The organism is Rubellimicrobium mesophilum DSM 19309 (assembly GCF_000600335.2).
GTDB classification, from domain to species: Bacteria; Pseudomonadota; Alphaproteobacteria; order Rhodobacterales; family Rhodobacteraceae; genus Rubellimicrobium; species Rubellimicrobium mesophilum.
Map to the genome: position 1 here is coordinate 39,120 of NZ_KK088567.1, position 18,550 is coordinate 57,669.

Annotated in this window: 23 protein-coding genes and 2 pseudogenes; 6 read left to right on the top strand and 19 right to left on the bottom strand. The window is 70.4% G+C overall.

The features are described 5' to 3' along the window. Positions 1-171 precede the first annotated feature (171 nt). From RUMESO_RS09805 to RUMESO_RS09825, 6 genes and pseudogenes are all read right to left on the bottom strand, one after another. The gene (locus tag RUMESO_RS09805; protein ID WP_037279960.1) at positions 172-765 is read right to left on the bottom strand and encodes a nucleotidyltransferase family protein; all 594 of its coding nucleotides are present in this window, start codon (positions 763-765) and stop codon (positions 172-174) included. A gap of 83 nt (positions 766-848) precedes the next feature. Then, a pseudogene (locus RUMESO_RS27090) lies at positions 849-1,805 on the bottom strand (XdhC family protein); the annotation flags it as partial. Continuing rightward, on the bottom strand, positions 1,798-3,198 hold the full coding sequence (locus RUMESO_RS26280) for a xanthine dehydrogenase family protein molybdopterin-binding subunit (protein ID WP_211262837.1): 1,401 nt from the start codon (positions 3,196-3,198) through the stop codon (positions 1,798-1,800). The gene RUMESO_RS26280 and the pseudogene RUMESO_RS27090, both read right to left, overlap by 8 nt. Before the next feature lie 19 nt (positions 3,199-3,217). After that, the gene (locus RUMESO_RS28495; protein ID WP_211262838.1) at positions 3,218-4,012 is read right to left on the bottom strand and encodes a molybdopterin cofactor-binding domain-containing protein; all 795 of its coding nucleotides are present in this window, start codon (positions 4,010-4,012) and stop codon (positions 3,218-3,220) included. After that, positions 4,009-4,509 carry a (2Fe-2S)-binding protein gene (locus RUMESO_RS09820; protein WP_037279961.1) on the bottom strand — a complete coding sequence of 167 codons (501 nt, stop codon included), beginning with the start codon at positions 4,507-4,509 and terminating at the stop codon, positions 4,009-4,011. The genes RUMESO_RS28495 and RUMESO_RS09820 overlap by 4 nt, the downstream gene beginning before the upstream one ends. After that, the gene (locus tag RUMESO_RS09825) at positions 4,506-5,945 is read right to left on the bottom strand and encodes a cytochrome c (RefSeq protein ID WP_037279962.1); all 1,440 of its coding nucleotides are present in this window, start codon (positions 5,943-5,945) and stop codon (positions 4,506-4,508) included. The genes RUMESO_RS09820 and RUMESO_RS09825 overlap by 4 nt, the downstream gene beginning before the upstream one ends. Before the next feature lie 327 nt (positions 5,946-6,272). Between RUMESO_RS09825 and RUMESO_RS09830 the strand changes: the two genes are divergently transcribed. The 5 genes from RUMESO_RS09830 (at position 6,273) to RUMESO_RS09845 (ending at position 11,243) form a co-directional block, all read left to right on the top strand. After that, on the top strand, positions 6,273-6,803 hold the full coding sequence (locus RUMESO_RS09830; RefSeq protein WP_211262839.1) for a (2Fe-2S)-binding protein: 531 nt from the start codon (positions 6,273-6,275) through the stop codon (positions 6,801-6,803). Beyond that, a complete protein-coding gene (locus RUMESO_RS09835) occupies positions 6,800-7,495 on the top strand; it encodes an FAD binding domain-containing protein (RefSeq protein WP_245639217.1) in 696 nt (231 codons plus the stop codon). Before RUMESO_RS09830 ends, RUMESO_RS09835 begins: the two co-directional genes overlap by 4 nt. Continuing rightward, the gene (locus RUMESO_RS27100) at positions 7,431-7,814 is read left to right on the top strand and encodes an FAD binding domain-containing protein (protein WP_245639218.1); all 384 of its coding nucleotides are present in this window, start codon (positions 7,431-7,433) and stop codon (positions 7,812-7,814) included. Before RUMESO_RS09835 ends, RUMESO_RS27100 begins: the two co-directional genes overlap by 65 nt. A gap of 13 nt (positions 7,815-7,827) precedes the next feature. After that, positions 7,828-10,086, top strand: coding sequence for a xanthine dehydrogenase family protein molybdopterin-binding subunit (locus RUMESO_RS09840; protein ID WP_037279963.1), 2,259 nt, complete (start codon positions 7,828-7,830; stop codon positions 10,084-10,086). 539 nt (positions 10,087-10,625) lie between these two features. After that, positions 10,626-11,243, top strand: a complete 618-nt coding sequence (locus RUMESO_RS09845) for an antibiotic biosynthesis monooxygenase (protein ID WP_051521192.1) — start codon at positions 10,626-10,628, stop codon at positions 11,241-11,243. Positions 11,244-11,255: 12 nt separating this feature from the next. Here the strand turns inward: RUMESO_RS09845 and RUMESO_RS09850 are convergent, their stop codons facing one another. The 13 genes and pseudogenes from RUMESO_RS09850 to RUMESO_RS26330 all read right to left on the bottom strand — a co-directional run bounded on the left by RUMESO_RS09850 (position 11,256) and on the right by RUMESO_RS26330 (position 17,375). Beyond that, positions 11,256-12,053 carry an SDR family NAD(P)-dependent oxidoreductase gene (locus tag RUMESO_RS09850; RefSeq protein ID WP_037279964.1) on the bottom strand — a complete coding sequence of 266 codons (798 nt, stop codon included), beginning with the start codon at positions 12,051-12,053 and terminating at the stop codon, positions 11,256-11,258. A 64-nt stretch (positions 12,054-12,117) separates the two neighbouring features. Beyond that, positions 12,118-12,276, bottom strand: a complete 159-nt coding sequence (locus RUMESO_RS26290; RefSeq protein WP_211262840.1) for a hypothetical protein — start codon at positions 12,274-12,276, stop codon at positions 12,118-12,120. A gap of 13 nt (positions 12,277-12,289) precedes the next feature. After that, positions 12,290-13,060, bottom strand: coding sequence for a molybdopterin cofactor-binding domain-containing protein (locus tag RUMESO_RS26295; RefSeq protein ID WP_211262848.1), 771 nt, complete (start codon positions 13,058-13,060; stop codon positions 12,290-12,292). Then, positions 12,982-13,813, bottom strand: a pseudogene (locus RUMESO_RS26300) (molybdopterin cofactor-binding domain-containing protein). The gene RUMESO_RS26295 and the pseudogene RUMESO_RS26300 overlap by 79 nt, the downstream one beginning before the upstream one ends. Beyond that, positions 13,717-14,352 (bottom strand): xanthine dehydrogenase family protein molybdopterin-binding subunit, encoded by a 636-nt coding sequence (locus RUMESO_RS26310; RefSeq protein WP_211262842.1) that lies wholly within the window; start codon positions 14,350-14,352, stop codon positions 13,717-13,719. The pseudogene RUMESO_RS26300 and the gene RUMESO_RS26310 overlap by 97 nt, the downstream one beginning before the upstream one ends. Next, complete coding sequence (locus tag RUMESO_RS26315) at positions 14,349-14,660, bottom strand: FAD binding domain-containing protein (RefSeq protein WP_211262843.1); 312 nt, start codon at positions 14,658-14,660, stop codon at positions 14,349-14,351. The genes RUMESO_RS26310 and RUMESO_RS26315 overlap by 4 nt, the downstream gene beginning before the upstream one ends. After that, positions 14,657-15,037, bottom strand: a complete 381-nt coding sequence (locus RUMESO_RS28135; protein WP_425414893.1) for an FAD binding domain-containing protein — start codon at positions 15,035-15,037, stop codon at positions 14,657-14,659. Before RUMESO_RS28135 ends, RUMESO_RS26315 begins: the two co-directional genes overlap by 4 nt. 111 nt (positions 15,038-15,148) lie before the next feature. Further along, positions 15,149-15,370, bottom strand: a complete 222-nt coding sequence (locus RUMESO_RS28140; RefSeq protein ID WP_211262845.1) for an FAD binding domain-containing protein — start codon at positions 15,368-15,370, stop codon at positions 15,149-15,151. Next, positions 15,371-15,508 (bottom strand): 2Fe-2S iron-sulfur cluster-binding protein, encoded by a 138-nt coding sequence (locus RUMESO_RS28145; protein ID WP_342670757.1) that lies wholly within the window; start codon positions 15,506-15,508, stop codon positions 15,371-15,373. It abuts the gene before it with no gap. Then, positions 15,444-15,839 (bottom strand): (2Fe-2S)-binding protein, encoded by a 396-nt coding sequence (locus RUMESO_RS24115; RefSeq protein ID WP_342670758.1) that lies wholly within the window; start codon positions 15,837-15,839, stop codon positions 15,444-15,446. The genes RUMESO_RS28145 and RUMESO_RS24115 overlap by 65 nt, the downstream gene beginning before the upstream one ends. Beyond that, the gene (locus tag RUMESO_RS28150) at positions 15,742-16,629 is read right to left on the bottom strand and encodes a zinc-binding dehydrogenase (protein ID WP_051521193.1); all 888 of its coding nucleotides are present in this window, start codon (positions 16,627-16,629) and stop codon (positions 15,742-15,744) included. The genes RUMESO_RS24115 and RUMESO_RS28150 overlap by 98 nt, the downstream gene beginning before the upstream one ends. A 57-nt stretch (positions 16,630-16,686) precedes the next feature. Next, on the bottom strand, positions 16,687-16,968 hold the full coding sequence (locus RUMESO_RS09870) for an alcohol dehydrogenase catalytic domain-containing protein (RefSeq protein ID WP_051521194.1): 282 nt from the start codon (positions 16,966-16,968) through the stop codon (positions 16,687-16,689). Positions 16,969-17,192: 224 nt separating this feature from the next. Further along, positions 17,193-17,375 (bottom strand): hypothetical protein, encoded by a 183-nt coding sequence (locus RUMESO_RS26330; protein WP_037279965.1) that lies wholly within the window; start codon positions 17,373-17,375, stop codon positions 17,193-17,195. A gap of 60 nt (positions 17,376-17,435) precedes the next feature. Between RUMESO_RS26330 and RUMESO_RS09875 the strand changes: the two genes are divergently transcribed. Next, complete coding sequence (locus RUMESO_RS09875; protein ID WP_156362840.1) at positions 17,436-18,236, top strand: SDR family oxidoreductase; 801 nt, start codon at positions 17,436-17,438, stop codon at positions 18,234-18,236. The last annotated feature ends 314 nt before the right edge of the window (positions 18,237-18,550 follow it).

The following is an 18,550-nucleotide window of genomic DNA, read 5'->3' on the forward strand; positions in this document are numbered from 1 at the left end:
TGTCGGCGAGCATGCTGCTCGGAGAATGGAGTTCCATTCCGCGGGCGCTGGTCAACCGCATGATCGAGGAGGCCCGACATGGCGGACGTCCAAACCGCATCATCCCGGACTGAGCGCTTCATCCGATGCAGAACGCCCGAAGACCAGGTCAGGTGCAATTGCCGACCGAAATCAGGGCCACGGCTCGAGTCGCGCCATATCCTCCACATGATCAATGTCGAAAACCGCTCCTGCGTCCAGCGTCTCGACGCGAACCGTCTTGTCGTGGTCAGACAGCAGGTGCCGACCGCCGCGGTCTCCCTTGAGCGAGCGGAGGTCATCGAACAGCGCGCGTCCGAAGGCGACGGGATGCGCGGGCCTCCCGCTGAAGCGCATCTCCGCGCCGATGGCTCCATTCTCCAGGGCAGCGATCAGCAGTCCGGCGGCGCTGGGCGGCACCAGCGGCATGTCTCCGAGGAAGACGACCACGCCCCGGCTGCCGCCAGGAAGGGCATTGACGCCGGCCCGCAGCGAAGCCGCCAAGCCCTCCCGCCAGTCTGGCGCGCGAACAGAGACCATGCGGGACGATCCTAGCGCGCTCAAGGCGGCCTCGACGGCGTCCGCATCGCAGCCGGTGACGGCAATGCAGGCCTCGACCGGCGAGGCGAGGGCCGTTCGGGCGGCCGCTCGCACCAGGGGCTCGCCCCGCCACGGCGCAAGGAGCTTGCCGCCTCCGAACCGCGATCCCGCGCCGGCGGCCAGGAGGAGCGCGTGATACCCCGCCATGATATCAGGGCGCAGGGCCGATGATCTCGGCGACCACGCCGACGGCGATGTCGCGCGGGGAGCAACCGGCGACGGGGGAGCCCGATGGGCCCCCGCAGACGAGACAGCTCCGGCTCCGACAGGCCGGCCTTGCGGAGACGGTCAAGCCGCTCGGCCAGGCGCCGACGCGAGCCCAGCACGCCGACATAGCTGGCCTTCGATCTCAGCGCCGCGACGAGGGCGGCCGCATCGAGCTCCACGTCATGGGTCGCGACGGCAATGGCGGTCCACTCGTCCGGAGCGAGAGCCGCCAGGGCCGCGTCAGCGTGGTCCCGCCGGTAGGCGACGGGGATGGGCGGCGGCGTCCTGGGCCCGTTCGGACGGATGATCGTCACGTCCCAGCCCTGTTGCCAACCTGCCATCGCGATGGCGAGGGCGAAGGGGTCGCCCCCTATCACAAGAAGCCGCTGCGAGGGAACATGGAGGCGATTCACCAGCCACGCAGGCCCGGCCTCCTCGCCCAGCGGAGCACTGCGCCGGCGCCGCCCGTCGCTCAGATAACGGACGGAGCGTCGGGCGCGCCAGGCGGCGAGCAGCGCGGCAATGGCTGGGTCGCCGGGACGGATCGGCTCAAGGAGGAGTTCGATACGGCCACCGCACGGGAGGCGGATGTCCACGAACCGACTGCCCCGCCCATAGGTCAGGATGCGGGGACGTCCGTCCCGAAGCGCCTCCCTGGCGTGGAGCACCACATCGCCTTCCACGCAGCCGCCCGACACGAAGCCCCAGGCGTGATCCCTGGTGACCAGCATCTGGGTGCCAACAGGGCGTGGACCGCCTTCGGCGGCATGGAGGGTGACCAGCACGAAGGGCTCGCCCAGGGCCACGCAGTCGGCCATGAGGGGGCGCATGTCCTCGGCCAGTCCCTCCATCGGCCAGTCGGGCGCGGTCGGGACGGCCTCGGGTTTCTCGATGCCCAGAGGTGGACCCACCACGACGTCAGCCTGCGCCTCCCCGAGCAGCGAGGTGTCCTGCAAGGCGATCCTGCCGGTCTCAGGCATTCAGCGCTGCCTGTAGGCGGTCGGGCGACAGCGGCAGGTTCACCATTCGCACGCCCGTGGCGTTGCGGATCGCGTTCCCCACAGCCGCCGGGGTCGGGCCTTGGGCAGCTTCGCCTGTTCCCAGGAAGGGCTCGCCGGGGCGGTCCATGACATGGACTTCGATGCTGTCGGGCACGCTGGTGAAACGGAGCATCGGGTAGCTCGCCCAGTCGATGCTGGTCACGCGAGTCCGGTCGAAGGTCACCTGCTCGTAGAGCGTCCAGCTCAGCGATTGCATGATGCCGCCCTGGGTCTGGTTGCGGATGCCGTCGAGGCTCACCGCCTCGCCGCTGTCGATGGCGGCGATGACGTTGCGGACGCGGACCCGCCCCGTCTCGGGTTCCACCTCCAGCGTGAGGGCCAGTGCGAGGTAGGCCGCGTGGTTCTTATAGCGCGCGAAGGCGAAGCCGCGCCCCCGGCCTGGGGGCAGAGGATCCGAGGACCAGTTCGCCTCCTGGGCGGCCCGCTCGACCACGTCGCGGGCGCGAGGGTCCTCCAGGTGACGCAGGCGGAACTCCACGGGATCGGTCCCGGCCAGGATCGCCAGCTCGTCCATGAAGCTTTCCAGGGCGAAGACGTTGGCGTAGGCGCCGAGCGCGCGAAGGGCCGAGACGCGGAGCGGCATCTCCTTGAGGAAGTGCCACTGCACGAGCTTGTTCGGGATCGTGTAGTACGGGTCGGCGTTGCGGTCGCCACTGCCATTCGGCGAGATCTGGAGCTTTGGCTCCTCCGGCTGGAACGCCTTGGCCATGAGGCGGCCAGCGATCAGAGCCCCCGCCGGGCCGGGCCGGGTCGAGTGCGTGTTGCTCCAGAGGTCGTAGGTCCAGTGGCTGATGCGCCCCTGCTCGTCCACGCGGCCAGCGATGTCCATCACCATGGCGGGCCCGTAGGGCTCCCAGCCGTTCTCCTGCTCGCGCATCCACTGGACCCGCACCGGGCGGCCCGGGAACTTGGTCGCGATCAGCGCTGCGTCGGCGGCGGCGTCATCGGCGCCGTTGTGGCCGTAGCAGCCTGAACCCTCGACGTGGACAGCGCGAACCTTGGCCTCGTCCATGCCCAGCATCTCGGCGATGGCCTTGCGGTCAGGATAGACGCCTTGGGTGTGGGTCCAGACGGTCAGCTGGTCGCCGTCCATGTGCGCGAGCGCGCAGGACGGGCCAATGGAGCCGTGCATCATGTAGGGCCGGCTGAAGGTCATCCGCAGGCTGTGGTCGCCCTCCGGGACGCCGTGCTGCCCCGCCTCGGACACCGTGCCCACCTCGCTCTCCAGGCTGCGGAGCGCGTCCGGCAGTTTGGCCTGGTCGGGAAGGGTCTCGCTCTCGGTCCACTGCGTCCCCTCGGAGAGGGCGCGCATGGCTCGGATCGCCTGCCACTCACGCTCGGCCACGACGGCCAGGAAGTTCCCGTCCTGGACGACGCCCAGGACCCGGCGATGGCCTCGACGCCCGACGCATCGACGGAGGCGAGGGTCGCGCGGGGGCTCGGCGGTCGGACGACGCGGGCATGGACCATGCCCTCGGGCCGCATGTCCTGAACGTAGGCCGCGCCGCCCGTGACCTTGCCCGGAATGTCGACGCGCTGCACGTCGGTGCCGAAGACGCTGTAGTCGCCCGGCTGGCGATAGGGCACCTCCATCCGCACCGGGACCGTGAGGTCGAGCGAGGCCGCGAGGTCGCCGTAGCCCAGCGACCGGCCACCGCCCTGCACAGCCTTGTCCCCACCGTCAGTGAGGCCGCCTCCACCCCGAGTTGCCGCGCCGCCTCCTCCAGCAGGAGGACACGCACGTTCGCGGCGGCGTGCCGGATCGCCATGCCGCTGTTCGACATCGACTGACTGCCGGCGGTGAAGCCCTCGTCCGGGGTGAGCCCGGTGTCGGCCGTGATGAGTTCGATCTCGCCCGGGACCACCGACAGCTCCTCGGCGGCGACCATCCGCAGGGCGGTCTTAATGCCCTGTCCCAGCTCGGCCTTGCCGGTGAAGACGGTGATGTCACCCTCCGGCGAGATGCGGATCCAGGCGTCGAGGTTCGGAGTGTCAGCGAGATCGCCGGGCAACTCCGGGCCCTCTGCCTGCTCCTGAGCCCGCAGGGGGCCGGCCAGGGAGAAGGCGACGACGAGGCCGCCGGCTGCCGCACCCAGGAATCCGCGCCGCGACAGGGACAGGGTCATAGCACGTCCTCCCCGACCGGGCGTGAGGCCGCCGCTTGCTGCATCTCACCCTGGGCGCGGAGGATCGCGCGGAGGATGCGGATGTGGGTTCCGCAGCGGCAGAGATTGAACTCAAGCGCCTCCCGGATCTCCTGCTCCGAGGCTCCGGGATTGGCCGTGAGCGTCGCCTGCGCCCGCATCATCATCCCGGGGATGCAGTAGCCGCATTGCGCCGCCTGCTCGGCGATGAAGGCGGCCTGCATGGGACCCGGCGCGTCGGCCGTGCCCAGCCCCTCGACCGTCAGGACCTTGCGCCCTTCCACGGTTAGGAGCGGCATCAGGCAGGACAGGACGGCGGTGCCGTCCACCATGACCGTGCAGGCCCCGCATTGGCCGAGTCCGCAGCCGTACTTGGCGCCGTGGAGCCCCAGCTCGTCGCGCAGGACGTAGAGGAGAGGCGTGTCGGGATCGGATTCGGCGTCCACGACCGCGCCATTGACCGTTAGCCTCGTCGTCATGGCTCCTCCTTGGCGCCCAGGTTGCGGGGCGCCCGCTCGATCATGTCGGCGGGGCGGACGCTCACGGGATGCTCGCCGGTCCGGGTGGCGGTGACGAGCTCGCCCACCCCCTCCCAGTCGGGCTTGTCGGTGAACTCCCGGCGCAGGTAGGTCAGGAGGTTGATCGTGTCCAAGTCGGACAGGACGCCCTCGAAGCCCGGCATGACCGCGCTGGCCATACCATCGGCCGGAGGCAGGCCCCAGAAAGTGACGATGACGATGTTCTGCGGGTTCGAGGCATTAACGGCCGTGCTGAGGTGGAAGTCGAGCCCGCCATAGGGCTGCGGCCGGTCGCCCTCGTGGCAGGAGGCGCAGGCGGCCGCATAGATTTCGGCGCCGCGCGCAAACCCGGCGTCCTCCGATTGCGCCTGAGTACCGGACGCTTGCCCTTGGGCTTCGTCCGTGTCCTCAGGCTGGGTCTGGGTATCGGAGGTCTGCCCTTCCCCGGGCGCCTCGATGACCGAGGCGGCCAAGGCCGGACCCGCGTCCGGCACCTCCGGGGCGCCCATCCGCGAGGCGGTGTAGACCGCGATCGCCTCCACGCCCTCGTCCGAAAGCCGCCCCAGGTTCCCCGTCACCTCGGCCATCGGCCCGCGCGAGACGCCGTGGTCCTGGTGCCAGCCATTCCGCAGGTAGAAGGCCAGGGCATCCGCCGACCAGGGGATCGGGGCGGGCGAGTTCTCGTTGATCGGATAGGCGGTCCAGCCCTCGGCCATGCCGCCGTTCCAGGCCTCATCCTTCTCGCGCGCGCCCAGGGCGTTGCGTGGGGTATGACAGCCGCCGCAGTGCCCGAGCCCCTCGGCCAGGTAGGCCCCCCGGTTCCACTGATCGCTCTTCCCGGGATCGGGAGCGAAGCGGCCACTGTCGAAGAAGAGAAGCTTCCACCCCGCCACGGTCGCCCGGATGTTGAGTGGAAAGGGAAGCTCGTTCGGGGGCGGCTGGTTCTCCACGGCGCGCCGGGTCATCAGATAGGCGTAGAGCGCCTCGACGTCATTGTCCGACAGCAGCGTGAACTGGTCGTAGGGAAAGGCCGGGTAGAGGTGGTGCCCGTCGCGATCGAGCCCGTCGTGCAGCGAACGTCTGAAGGCGGCGAGGCTCCAAGTTCCGATCCCGGTCTTTTCGTCCGGCGTGATGTTGGTCGAGTAGACGGTGCCGAACGGCGTGGGCACGGCCAGCCCGCCGGCAAAGGCATCGCCGCCCGGGACGGTGTGACAGGCGATGCAGTTGCCCACTGCGGCGAGTTGAGTGCCCCTCGCCACCAGATCCGCGTCGAAGCTGGCCGGGTCAGGCCGCGGGACGGGATCGAAGGACGAGCGCCACGTCAGGGCATAGGCGCCGGCGGCTCCGACCACGATCAGAGCCGGAACGAGGATTCCGAGAGTCCGCCCCAGCGCCATATCGAATCTCCTTGGGAGATAACGGGCCGTTGGCGGCCAAGTTCCTCATCGAACCGGCCCCTGACCCAGGGGAACCATGGCGGGAGTGGCGGCATCGGTTCCCAACCCGCCCAAGAGTTGGGAACCTTCGATCCGCGGCATCAGTTTCGAAAACTCACTCGGGGCCCCGTCAGTCCGGGATCGCCGCCTCAAGGAAGAGACCATGGAGCACGGCCAGAGCCCGGACGACAGAATGGTTCGCGCCGATGTCCTGATCCTCCCGGATCGGCCTGCGATGGCCGGGCCCGGGATCGCCCCGCTCCTCACCCCTGCCCTGGAGGCGCCGACATGAGCCAGGCCACCCGTTCCATGGCCGACGATCCTGGCCCCACGGTCGCGGCCCGTCCCATCGCGCAGCTCCCCCTCGCGATCACCGTCAACGGGGTGGAGCGACGCCTGTCCGTCGAGCCCTGGGTCACGCTCCTCGACCTCCTGCGCGATCACCTCGACCTGTCCGGGACCAAGAAGGGCTGCGACCACGGCCAGTGCGGCGCCTGCACCGTGCTGATCGACGGCCAGCGGATCAACGCCTGCCTCAAGCTCGCCATCACGCTCGACGGCGCGGAGGTCACGACCATCGAGGGCCTGGGCCGGCCCGACGCGCTCCACCCGCTCCAAGCCGCCTTCATCGAGCACGATGCCTTCCAGTGCGGCTACTGCACGCCAGGCCAGATCTGCTCGGCCGTGGGCCTGCTCGCGGAAGGACACGCCACCACGCGCGAGGAGGTCCGCGAGATGATGAGCGGCAATCTCTGCCGCTGCGGCGCCTACACCAACATCGCGGACGCCATCCTCGACGTCATGGGAGGCGACGAATGATCCGCTTCGACTATCACCGGCCCGAGGACCTGGAGGCCGCCCTCCAGGACGGATCGGGCGAACGGACCGCCTACCTCGCCGGCGGCACGAACCTTGTGGACCTCCTCAAGGAGAACGTCGCGCGGCCCCTGCGGATCGTGGACATCAACCGCCTGTCCCTGGGCGGGATCAGCGAGACCGAGGCCGGCGGCCTGCGGCTGGGCGCCCTCGCCACCAACAGCGAGACGGCCTACGACGAACGGGTGCGGAGGCGCTATCCGCTGCTCAGCTCGGCGATCCTGGCGGGGGCGAGCCCGCAGCTCCGCAACGCCGCCACGAACGGCGGCAACCTCAACCAGCGGACACGGTGCTACTACTTCTACGACGTGGCGGCCCCCTGCAACAAGCGCGAGCCCGGCACGGGTTGCGGCGCCATCGGCGGCGTGAACCGCATCCATGCGATCCTGGGCGCGAGCGAGAGCTGCATTGCCACCCACCCGTCCGACATGTGCGTGGCGCTCGCGGCGCTGAAGGCAGAGGTGCGGGTGACGGGACCCGGGGGGCGAGCGGGTCATTCCCTTCGCCGACTACCACCGGCTGCCGGGCGACCAGCCGGAACAGGACAACACCCTCCGGCCGGGCGAGCTGGTGACCGCCATCGACCTCCCGTTCGAGGACTTCTCCGCGAACTACACCTACCTGAAGCTGCGTGACCGCCTGTCCTATGCCTTCGCGCTGGTCTCCGTCGCCGTCGCGCTGCGGCTCGACGGCGGCCGCATCGCAGAGGCCCGCATCGCCCTTGGCGGCGTCGCGCACAAGCCCTGGCGACGCGGGGACGCCGAGGAAGCCCTTCGCGGATCGGTTGCAGACGCCGACGCCTTCTCGCGCGCTGCCGATCTGCTCCTGGACGGGGCGCAGGGCCAGGGCGGGAACGACTTCAAGGTCCCGCTGGCCCGCAAGGCCATCGGGCGCGCCCTGGCCCAGGCGGCTGCTGGCACGCCCCAGTCGCAGACCGACAAACGTATCGCCTGAGAGGAGGACGACCATGCCGGACACTCGCCACGAGCCCATTCGGGCCGGCATCGGCACGCCGCTCTCGCGCGTGGACGGGGTTGCCAAGGTCACGGGCGAGGCCCGCTACGCCGCCGAACGTCCGGCGGCCGGGCTCCTCCACGGGGTCGCAGTCTTGGCGCCCATCGCGCGGGGCAGGATCATCGGCTTCGACGAGACCGCCGCCCGCGCCGTGCCTGGGGTCGTCGAGATCCTGACCCATGAGAACCGCCCGGGCACGGCCTGGCGCGACCGCAACTTCAGCGACGAGACGGCGCCTCCGGGCCATCCTTTTCGCGCTCTCGATGATGCGACGATCCACTTCGCGGGCCAGCCCGTCGCTGTCGTGGTCGCCACCACCTTCGAGGCCGCGCGCTTCGCCGCCTCCCTCCTCCGGGTCCGCTGCGAGGAGGAGCCGCACGAGATGGACTTCAACACGGCCCGCGTCGAAGCCTACGATCCGCCGAAGAAGCGCTCGGGCCATCAAGCGATCAAGGCCCGGGGCGACGCGGCCGAGGCCTGGGAGGCCGCGCCGTTCAAGGTCGACGCCGAGTTCCACCTCGCGACCGAGCATCACAACCCCATGGAGATGCACGCGACCACCGTGATCCATGGGCAGGACGGCAGCCTCACCGTCCACGACAAGACGCAGGGCGCGCCCAACGTCCAGAGCTATCTCTGCTCGGTCTTCGGCCTGTCCAGCGACAAGGTCCGCGTGGTCAGCGAATACGTGGGCGGCGGCTTCGGCTCGGGCCTCCGCCCCCAATGGCAGGTCCAGGTCGCCGTCATGGCCGCCCTGAAGCTCGAGCGGTCCGTGCGCGTGGTGATGACGCGCCAGCAGATGTTCACCCATGTCCACCGACCCGAGGCCTGGCAACGGGTGCGCCTGGCCACCGACGACGTGGGACAGCTTCGGGCCATCCGCAACGAGGCCGTGACCGCGACCTCGCGCTTCGAGGACAACCAGGAGAACGTCGTCAACTGGGGCCTCATGGCCTACGCCTGCCCCAATGCCGACGGCGACTACAAGGTGGCCCAACGCGACACCTACACCAGCGGCGACATGCGCGCGCCGGGCGCGGCCACCGGCATGACCCTCTTCGAGATGGCGATGGACGAGATGGCCGAGACGGCCGGGCTCGACCCCCTCGCCTTTCGCCTCCTCAACTACTCCAAGGTGGATGCGATGAGCGGCCTGCCCTACACCTCCAAGGCCTTGCGCGAGGCCTACCGTGCGGGCGCCGAGGCCTTCGGCTGGGAAGGACGGCCCTTTGCGCCCCGGTCCATGAAGGACGGGCACGACCTCGTTGGCCAGGGCATGGCGACCGGGATGTGGGAAGCCGGCTTCCAGAAGACCTCGGCCCGAGCCCGCTTGACCTCCGATGGCCGACTCGAAGTGGCCTCGGCCACCGCCGACATCGGCACCGGCACCTACACGACCATGGTCCTCGTGGCCGCCGACGCCCTGGGGATGGACCCGGCCCGGATCACCGCGAAGCTCGGAGACTCCAACCTGCCCAAGGCACCGGTCGAGGGCGGCTCCACGGCGGCGGCCTCGGTTGGGGCGGCCGTGGACCTCGCCTGCCGCGCCCTGGCGAAGCAACTCCTCAAGGCCGCGCGCAAGGTCGAGGGCGACCCGCTGGGGCGCGCGGGCCTGGACGACGTGGAGCTGAGGGACGGCTGCATCGTCCTCAAGGAGGACCGGTCCAAGTCGGTCGGCTTCACGCAGGCGATGCAGGCCGCCGGTCTCGACGAGGTTGTGGCGGAGGAGACGGCAGGGCCGAGCCTCGGCGGCTCGGTCAGCCAGATGCGCACATCGCGCGCCACGCACTCGGCCGTCTTCGCCGAGGTCCGGGTGGACGAGGAGTTGGGCGTCGTCCGGGTCACGCGGGTGGTCAACGCGGTCGCGGCGGGACGGATCATCAACCCCAAGACCGCGCGCAGCCAGATCCTGGGCGGCGTGGTCATGGGGATCGGCATGGCGCTCCACGAGGAGACCTTCGCCGACCTCCGGCTCGGCCGCTGGATGAACCACAACCTCGCCGAATACCACGTGCCGGCCCATGCCGACGTCGCGGACATCGAGGTGATCTTCGTGGACGAGGTCGACCCGGTCGTGACCCCCCTAGGCGTCAAGGGCCTGGGCGAGATCGGCATCGTCAGCACCGCTGCCGCCGTCGCCAACGCCATCTGGCACGCGACGGGCCAGCGCCATCGCAGCCTGCCCATCACCATCGACAAGCTCATCGCCTGAGCCCGCAGGCGCCGGTCCGCGGATCGGCGCGTCCACGCTTCCGTCGCGATCCCAGCAGAACGGCTCGTTTGCATCTGAGCTCCAGGTCAGCACGCGGGCCTAGGTCAGGGAGACCGGTCCCCTCGCCTGGGCCCCCTCGCAGTCAGGACTCTCGCCATTCCCGCCGTCCGGGCGCTCCTGCCCAGTCCCAGGTCGCCCCAGACGCGGGAGCGCGGACCCTGCCCCGACCGGGCCGGCCCTCAAACCTGCTGCGGCTCTTGACGCCAAGTCGCCGGCGTGACCGTCTTCGAGGACGTCCGCGTCCGAGTCACCACCTCTGGCGTCGCGGCCATGGACCGGTACGAGCCCGAGAGCGCGCGCCAGACGGAGCCCGGCTCCGGAGACCCGATCCGGAGACCGGTGGCCCAAGCGGCACCCCTCCCATCGCCAAGGGCAGCCCGTGGCACGGCGGCTGGACCCGGTCATTCCGGCTCTCTTCCCTAGCTCGATTCCCGAGCGGCAGGGCCTAGGTCAGGCCGATCCCAGCCCCAGGAGGAGCCATGGACGGATCAACATCCCCCTCGCGACCGGAGCCGGAGACGCCCCAGGACCGCTCGATCTCGGTCCTGGTGACCCGGGCCGTGCCGGAAGGCCAGCAGGAGGCACTCGAGCGCGAGGTGGAGACCATCCTCGACACCGCCCGCGACGAGCCGGGGCACCTGGGCTCCGTGGTCCTGCGCGGGCGCGAGGGCGACAAGCCGCAGCTCAACGCGGTGCTGCGCTTCACCGACGAGGCGGCCTGGACCCGCTGGCAGGCCGGCCCCCACCACCAGCAACTCCTGGAGAGGAAAGCGGCCCGCACGGGCGCCCCTGCCGAGGTCCGGCTCGCGCAGGGCATCGAGGGCTGGTTCGACCTGCCCGGCCAGTCCGGCGGCCGCGCCCCGCCCAAGTGGCGCATGGCGGCCGTGACCTGGATCACGATCCTGCCGGTGCTCCTGGCCGTGTCCTACGCGCTCAAGCCGCTGGTCGACGACTGGCCCCAGTGGGCGCGGTTGGGGGTGAGCACGCTCATCACCGTGCCGCTGATGACCTGGGTCGCCATGCCGGCGGCCACGCACCTGTTCCGCCGCTGGCTCTATCCGGATGGCAAGCCCCAAGGGGAGACCCAAGCCGGCTGACGCGGGTCTGGATTACGTCTTGCCGGACCCGGGCTCCGAGAGCCCCCGGTGGATCTGCGCGGCCAGGGGCGCGGGCGTCACGTCCGCCACGCCGGCCATGACCTTGTTCCTGAGCGTCGGCACCACCTTGTGCGTGTCGGCCATCAGCGCCTCGTAGGCCGCCTTGGCCACCACGTCGGGGTCGTCCTTGCTCTGCGTGGCACCCGCCCGGGTGTCGTCCATGTCGGCGCGGTGGAAGAAGCCCGTGTCGGTGACGCCCGGCATCAGCACCATGACGGCGACGTCGGTGTCCTTGAGCTCGTTCCGCGGCGCCTCGCCGAACCAGCGCAGGAACACCTTGGTGCCGCCATAGACCGCCCCGAAGGGGTCGGGCATCGTCGCGGCGATGGACGACGTGAAGAGGAGCTTGCCCTCGTTGCGCGCCACCATGCCCTTCAGCACCAGCTTGATGAGCTGCACTGCGCCCCGGACGTTCAGGTCGACCATGCGCAGCTCGCGCTGCAGGTCGGTCTCGACGAAGGCGTTGCCCAGGCCCACCCCGGCATTGACGCAAAGCACGTCCACTGGGCGGCCCCGAAGCGCGCCGTAGAGGCTGTTCACGCCTTCCTCGGTCGCGAGGTCGCCCGCATGGGTCTCCAACTTCGCGCCCCCCGCCGCAAGGCAGGCGGCGGCCTGCTCGAGGTGGTGGGCGTCCTCGGCGGCGATCAGGATGTCGTAGCCGTTGCTGGCGAACTGCTGGGCCAGCGAATAGCCGATGCCGTTCGAGCCGCCGGTGACGACGGGCAGGGGTCTCGTTCCATATTGGGGCATGACGCTGTCCGGGGCCTGGGTCGCCCTTGAATCCCGCCCGGACGCATCGGTTCCGACGGCCCGCTCAGAGCAGTTCCTCGATGCGGATGGGGAGCCTGCGGATGCGACGGCTGGTGGCGTGCCAAACCGCATTGGCGATGGCGGCGTTCATGCCGACGATGCCGATCTCGCCGACGCCCTGGATGCCCAGCGGGTTCACCCGATCGTCCGTCTCGGGGACCATGACGACCTCGACCTTACACGTCGGCGTTCACCGGGACGGGATACTCGGACAGGTTGTCGTTGACATAGCGGGCGTGGGCGAGGTCGATCTCGGTCCTCTCCTCCAGCGCGGCGCCGAGGCCCCAGATCATGCCGCCCATGTACTGGCTGAGCGCGGTCAGCGGGTTGACGATGGTCCCTGCCGCGAAGGCGCCGGCCATGCGGAGCACCCGGATCTCGCAGGTCAGGCGGTGGACGCGCACCTCGACGAACTGCGCCCCATAGGCGTAGGCGTGGATGTCCTGGCGCTGGTGGCCGCGCAGCATGGCGAGCTTGCCGGAGTAGAGCTTGTCCACGCTCTCGGGCGGCAGCCCCTCCGGGACGTGCTCGGCGTGGATCTCGACGGCGCCCCCCGTGACGCGGCGGACAGCATCCTCCAGCGGCTCGTTCGGACCGAAGAGCGCCCCGAGACGACCATTGGTCAGGCGGAGCGCCTCGGCCTTCTGCCCGGCGAGCGGCCCATTGCTCGCGACCGCCGCGTCGGCAAGGCGACGGATCACGGCGTTGCAGGCCCAGGTCACGGCATGGGTGATGGTGGCCGTGTGGCGCGACCCCGCCGCGAGCGAGGCCGGGGGCGGCGTGCTGTCGTCCATTCGCACCTCGACCCGGTGGATCGACAGACCCAGCCGGTCGGCGGCGGTGATGGCGACCACGGTGTAGGCCCCGGTCACGATGTCGTGTCCGGCGAGCGACACGGTCGCATGCCCGTCCGCGCGGAGCGAGACCCGCGCGGCGGTCGAGGCGATGTTGGACGGATAGGCTGCGGTCGCGCAGCCCTAGCCGACCAGCCAATCGCCGTCCCGCATCGTCCCGGGCTGTGCTGGCCGCCCCGCCCAGCCGAAGCGTGCGGTGCCCTGGTCGAGGCACTCGACCAGATGGCGGCTGGAGACGGCGTGCCGTCCACAGGGTCCGTCTGCGTGTCGTTGATCCGCCGCAGCTCGATGGGGTCGATCCCGAGCTTCACGGCCAGCTCGCCCATCGCGCTTTCCAGCGCGAACAGGTAGGGCGTGCCGGGCGGCGCCCGCATGAAGCCCGGCGTATTGCGGTCGGCATTGGCGAGGTTGACCCGCGTCTGGATGTTCGGGACCGCATGGACCCGCGTCGTCGTCTCGGTGCCCGAGACATTGTACTGGCTCGGGCGACCCGTGAGCTCCCACCCTTCGTGCCGCAGCGCCGTGAGCTTGCCGTCCCGCGACGCACCAAGCTGGATATGGTGGCGCATCTCGGGCCGGTAGGTCGCGATGGTGAAGCCTTGGTCGCGCGTGGCCACCAACTTGACCGAGCCGCCGGGCCGCCATCGCGATCCAGGCCGTCCGCGCCGTCGCGTTGCCCTTGGACCCGAAGGCCCCGCCGACAAAGCGGGAGATCACGCGGACATCGGCCAGGTCCACCCCGATCTGGTTCACGACGTTGCCGGGCAGGCCATGGGCGAACTGGCTCGGCTTCCAGATGGTGAGCTGGTCGCCGTTCCACTCGGCGGTGGTGGTGAAGAGCTCGATGGGGTTGTGGTGCTGGTGGGCGTCTCGTAGCGCTCGTCCACCGTGACCTCGGCGCGGGCCAGGGCGCTGGCGACGTCGCCCACGTCGTAGTCCTCATGCTCGCCGGGCTCGCGCCGCTCCTCGTCGACGCCCGGGCAGTCGAAGGTGGCCGAATGCACCTCCCGCTCGAAGTGGACGCGGACGCGGAAGGCGGCGTCGCGGGCGACCTCGTAGCTGTCGGCGAGCACGATCCCGATGATTCGGCCGTCGTGCCAGACGCGGTCGTCCTGCATCGTCGTCGTGGTCTCGCCCCCCGACTGCTGCTCGGGCACCTTGGCCTCGTCGCCCACGTTCTCGTGCGTGAGGATGTCGAGCACGTCGGGCAGAGCCTGGGCCTCCTCCAAGTCGAAGCCCTTGATCCGGCCCTTCGCGATGGCGCTGGTAAGGAGAAAGGCCGAGGTCGGGTTCTTGACGTCCTCATCCGAGGGATAGAGCGCGCGGCCCGTGACCTTGGCGCGGCCGTCGATGCGGGGGGTGGGCTGGCCGATGCGCGTGGTCATGGCGCGACCTCTTTGACCTTCACCTCCAGGAGGGCGCGAACCAGCGTGCGGCGGCCCAGCTCCACCTTGTAGGCGTTCTCCCCATGCGTGACGGCTTCGGCCAGCGCCGCCTCGGCCGCCTCGCGCGCGCGGGCCTCGTCGAGGACCTGTCCAGCCAGCGCCCCCTCGGCCTCGTGCGAACGCCAGGGCTTCGCGGGCAGCCCGCCCAGGCCGATGCGCGCTGTCACGACATTGTCGCCGTCCATCTCCAGCGCCACCGCCGCCGAGGCGAGCGCGAAGTCATAGGACGCCCGGTCACGCACCTTCACGTAGGCCGAGCGGCGGGTCCACGGCCCGGCCGGCACCCAGTGATGAGGTCGCCGGGGGCAAGCGTGGTCTCGATGTGCGGCGCGTCGCCGGACGGGCGGTGCAGATTCTCGAAGGGCAGGGTCCGCTCCGATCCATCGGTGCCCCGGACCGTAACCTCCGCCCTGAGCGTCACCAGCGCGATGGCGAAGTCGCCGGAATAGTTGGCGATGCAGCGCTCGCTGGTCCCCAGCACGGCGAGCCGGCGGTTGCGGCACTCCAGCACCGCGCAGCCGCTGCCGGTCTCGCGCTTGTTGCAGGCGGCGCACTGCCGGTCGCGGAAGTAGTGGCACCGCGTCCGCTGGAGCACGTTGCCCGCCAGCGTCGCCATGTTCCGCAACTGCGGGCTCGCGGCCTACCAGAGCGCGTCGGCGATCATCGGATAGTCGCGCCTGATGCCCGCGTCCTCGGTCGCCTGCACCATCGTCACCGCAGCGCCGAGCCAGAGGCCTCACCCGTACGGCTCGATCCGCCCATGCTCCTGCCGCAGGACCGAGATGTCGATGAGCCGCTCGGGCCGCATCACATCGAGCTTCATGAAGTCGAGGAGCGTCGTCCCGCCCGCGATGTACTGGGTCGAGGCCCGGATCTGGGCATCGGCCGGCGGCTGACCCGAGGCGAGCCTCAACGCCTCGTCGGTGTCCCCGGCGCGGTCAAGGGAGAAGGCACGCATTCAGGCCTCCATCTGCGGCTTGGCCCGAAGCACGGCCTTGACGATGTTGGGATAGGCAGCGCAACGGCACAGGTTACCGCTCATGTATTCGCGGACCTCGTCCTCGGAGCCCGCATGGCCCTCCTGGGCGCAGGCGATGGCCGACAGGATCTGCCCCGGCGTGCAGTAGCCGCACTGACTGATAGCCGTCGCACTCGACGAGGGCTTGCTGCATGGGGTGGAGCGGCCCGGTTTCGGCCGCGAGGCCCTCGATGGTCGTGATCTCGCCGTCGGCCAGGGCTGCGAGGACGAAGCAGGACAGCACCCGCTGCCCGTCGATCAGGAGCATGCAGGCGCCGCACTGGCCCTGGTCGCAGCCCTTCTTGGCCCGGTCAGCCCAGGTCGCTCGCGCAGCGCGTCGAGCAGCACGGTCCGGGGGATCGACCGACCGGCGATGCTCGTGGCCGTTCACGCGGAAGGTGATGTTCATGAGCGGCTCCACAGCCCGGCATCCGTAGGATGGGCTTCGCGGTGCGCCCGGCGTCGCTGTCGTCGATGGCCTGGTTGACCTCCGCGAAGTCGTAGAACCGCACGAGCTTCTCGACCGGAAAGCGGCCCTGCCGGTGCAGCTCCATGAGGCTTTCGAGGAACATGGGCGTCTGACCGCCCCCGCCCATGACGCCAATGATGCGTTTGCCATGCATCAGCACGTCCGGATGGTTGGCGCTGATCTCGGCCGTCATCTTGGCCCCGCCGACCATGGCGCAGGTGTCGCGGATGCCCAGCGCCGCGATGCCCTCGCCCACGAGGTTCGAGCCATCCGTCGCCTCGATAGCGTAGTCGAGCCGGTCACCGCAGAGCTCCTTGAGCCCGGCCACCGTGTCGGCCCCGTGCTCCAGCGTGTTTGTCGCGCCAAGCTCGCGGGCGAGAGCCAGCCGCTCTGGCACGTTGTCGACGGCGATGATGTGCGTGGCCCCGGTCAGGCGCGCGGCCATGACGGCGGCGAGGCACACGTTCCTCGCCCCGAAGATCGCGACCGCGCTGCCCGGCAGGGGCCGAAGCTCGTTCAGGATGGTTCCCGCGCCGGTCGAGATGCTGCATCCGAACGGGCCGGTCAGGTCGGGATCGACCCCCTCGGGCACGCGGGCGAGTGGGCGTTCCAGGGCCACCGCGTGCGCCGCCCAGGAGGACTGCTGGAAGAAGCGCGCCGCCAGCCCCTCGCCGCCCAGCCGCCGCATCCCGCCCGAGCCGTCGAGCCGGTGGCCGCCGAAGGTGAGCACCTGCCCCTTCTCGCAGTAGCACGGCTTGCCCCTGCGGCAGGAGCGGCACTCCCCGCATTAGGGAAAGCCGATCATCACCCGGTCGCCGGGCCCGAAGCCTTTCACCTCGCGCCCGACGGCCTCGACGACCCCGGCCCCCTCGTGGCCCCGCGCGCCCGGCGTGGGGTAAGGCTCCAGCCCGTGGATGCAGCCGCGGTCGGTGCCGCAGACGCCGCAGCTCGCGATCCGCACCAGAACCTCGCCCTCGCGCGGGCCGTCGAGCTCCACCCCCTCCAGCTGGATGCTGCGGCGGGTGATCGTCCCGTCCGCTTTCTCCATCACCGCTGCCGTGATCCGCATTCCCCGGTCCTTCCCGAAGGTACGGGACCGGCCTCCAGCCATCGCGTCCAGCGGGTCCTAGCGGCGCATGACGGGCGGTGTTCCAAGCCATCCGGGTTTCGGCGTGGCGATCAGCGGAATGGCGCAGGACTCACCTCCGAGCGGAACCCTGGGCCCGCTCGCGGTTTTCAGACCTGACCGGCGCGGTCGCGCGGCGCGCGGCCCTCCGACTCCCCTGACAAGGATCAGACCATGGACTCCGACAACGACGACCACCGGCTGTCGCGCCGGTCGGTGATGGGCGGCGCGGCCGCAGGGCTTGCCGCGGTCGCAGCCGCCACAGGCGCGGCACGGGCGCAGGACGCGGCCCAGGAGACCACGCCGGCCACGACCCCGCCGCCCCAGGCCGCGCCCGGCAACTCGGTCACGCGCTACCCGGCGCCCCCTTCCCCGAGCAGACCCAGGAGTGGCCGGGGCTCACGAGCAAGATGGACCCGAAGCCCGACCGCGGCGAGCAGACCTACAAGGGCTCGGGGCGCTTGGCGGGGCGGAAGGCCCTCATCACCGGGGGCGACAGCGGCATCGGTCGCGCCGCCGCCATCGCCTTCGCCCGCGAGGGCGCGGACGTGGCCTTCGGCTTCCTCCCCGAGGAGCAGCCCGACGCCGATGAGGTCATCCAGCTCATCGAAGCCGAGGGCCGCAAGGCCGTGCCGCTCGCCGGCGACATCCGGGACGAGGCGTTCTGCCAGCAGATGGTCGCGCAGGCGGTCGAGCAGTTGGGCGGGCTCGACATCCTGGTGAACAACGCCGCGCGGCAGACGGCGCAGAAGACGCTGCAGGACATCACCACCGAGCAGTTCGACCGCACCTTCAAGACCAACGTTTACGCCCCCTTCTGGATCACCAAGGCGGCCTTGCCGCACCTCCAAGCCGGGGCGGCGATCGTCTTCACGACCTCCGAGCAGGCCTACGACCCGTCCGAGACGATCATGGACTACGCCCAGACCAAGGCGTGCCTGGCGAACTTCACCAAGTCCCTGGCCAAGTCGCTCGCCAAGCAGGGCATCCGCGTGAATGGCGTGGCGCCGGGGCCGTTCTGGACGCCGCTTCAGCCCACGGGCGGGCAACTCCCGGACAAGCTCCCGCAGTTCGGTGCCGACACCCCCATGGGCCGCCCCGGCCAGCCCGCCGAGATTGCCCCCGTCTACGTCCTCCTCGCCTCGAACGAGCTGAGTTACGGGACGGGGCAGATCTTCGGCGAGAACGGCGGAAAGGGCGTCCCGGGCTGACACTCCCGCGCAGGGTGCCCTTTCTTGTCGCTCTTAGGTCGCCGAGAGGCTGCCAGGGCCGTTCTGCAAGGCGCGCCGCATGGCCCATGCGGCGCGCTTCGCGGTCAGTCGGCCTCCGTGTCCTTACGGGGGCTGCAGCGCGACCCAGCTATGCCGGCCAGAGCCGGCTCTGTTGAGCAATTCGGCGTAAGAGCGAGCTGCCCCTGACCCCCGTCGGCTTTATGCAACGCGCTTGGTCTCGGGGGTGCCGAGGGCGGTGAAGCGGTTGAGAAGGGCGGCACGGATCTGAAGCTCGGCGGTTTGGCGGCTGGGGG

What these genes read in the sequence shown, in the direction of transcription:
- RUMESO_RS09830 (WP_211262839.1), top strand. Translation starts at nt 6,273, where the DNA reads ATGAGCCAGGCCACCCGTTCCATGGCCGACGATCCTGGCCCCACGGTC.
- RUMESO_RS28140 (WP_211262845.1), bottom strand. Translation starts at nt 15,370, where the DNA reads ATGCGTGCCTTCTCCCTTGACCGCGCCGGGGACACCGACGAGGCGTTG.
- RUMESO_RS09875 (WP_156362840.1), top strand. Translation starts at nt 17,436, where the DNA reads ATGGACCCGAAGCCCGACCGCGGCGAGCAGACCTACAAGGGCTCGGGG.
- RUMESO_RS09805 (WP_037279960.1), bottom strand. Translation starts at nt 765, where the DNA reads ATGGCGGGGTATCACGCGCTCCTCCTGGCCGCCGGCGCGGGATCGCGG.
- RUMESO_RS09850 (WP_037279964.1), bottom strand. Translation starts at nt 12,053, where the DNA reads ATGCCCCAATATGGAACGAGACCCCTGCCCGTCGTCACCGGCGGCTCG.
- RUMESO_RS26280 (WP_211262837.1), bottom strand. Translation starts at nt 3,198, where the DNA reads ATGCGCGCCCTCTCCGAGGGGACGCAGTGGACCGAGAGCGAGACCCTT.
- RUMESO_RS09835 (WP_245639217.1), top strand. Translation starts at nt 6,800, where the DNA reads ATGATCCGCTTCGACTATCACCGGCCCGAGGACCTGGAGGCCGCCCTC.
- RUMESO_RS09840 (WP_037279963.1), top strand. Translation starts at nt 7,828, where the DNA reads ATGCCGGACACTCGCCACGAGCCCATTCGGGCCGGCATCGGCACGCCG.
- RUMESO_RS26310 (WP_211262842.1), bottom strand. Translation starts at nt 14,352, where the DNA reads ATGACCACGCGCATCGGCCAGCCCACCCCCCGCATCGACGGCCGCGCC.
- RUMESO_RS09820 (WP_037279961.1), bottom strand. Translation starts at nt 4,509, where the DNA reads ATGACGACGAGGCTAACGGTCAATGGCGCGGTCGTGGACGCCGAATCC.
- RUMESO_RS09870 (WP_051521194.1), bottom strand. Translation starts at nt 16,968, where the DNA reads ATGCGGATCACGGCAGCGGTGATGGAGAAAGCGGACGGGACGATCACC.
- RUMESO_RS28495 (WP_211262838.1), bottom strand. Translation starts at nt 4,012, where the DNA reads ATGACCCTGTCCCTGTCGCGGCGCGGATTCCTGGGTGCGGCAGCCGGC.
- RUMESO_RS09825 (WP_037279962.1), bottom strand. Translation starts at nt 5,945, where the DNA reads ATGGCGCTGGGGCGGACTCTCGGAATCCTCGTTCCGGCTCTGATCGTG.
- RUMESO_RS24115 (WP_342670758.1), bottom strand. Translation starts at nt 15,839, where the DNA reads ATGAACATCACCTTCCGCGTGAACGGCCACGAGCATCGCCGGTCGGTC.
- RUMESO_RS09845 (WP_051521192.1), top strand. Translation starts at nt 10,626, where the DNA reads ATGGACGGATCAACATCCCCCTCGCGACCGGAGCCGGAGACGCCCCAG.
- RUMESO_RS26290 (WP_211262840.1), bottom strand. Translation starts at nt 12,276, where the DNA reads ATGGTCCCCGAGACGGACGATCGGGTGAACCCGCTGGGCATCCAGGGC.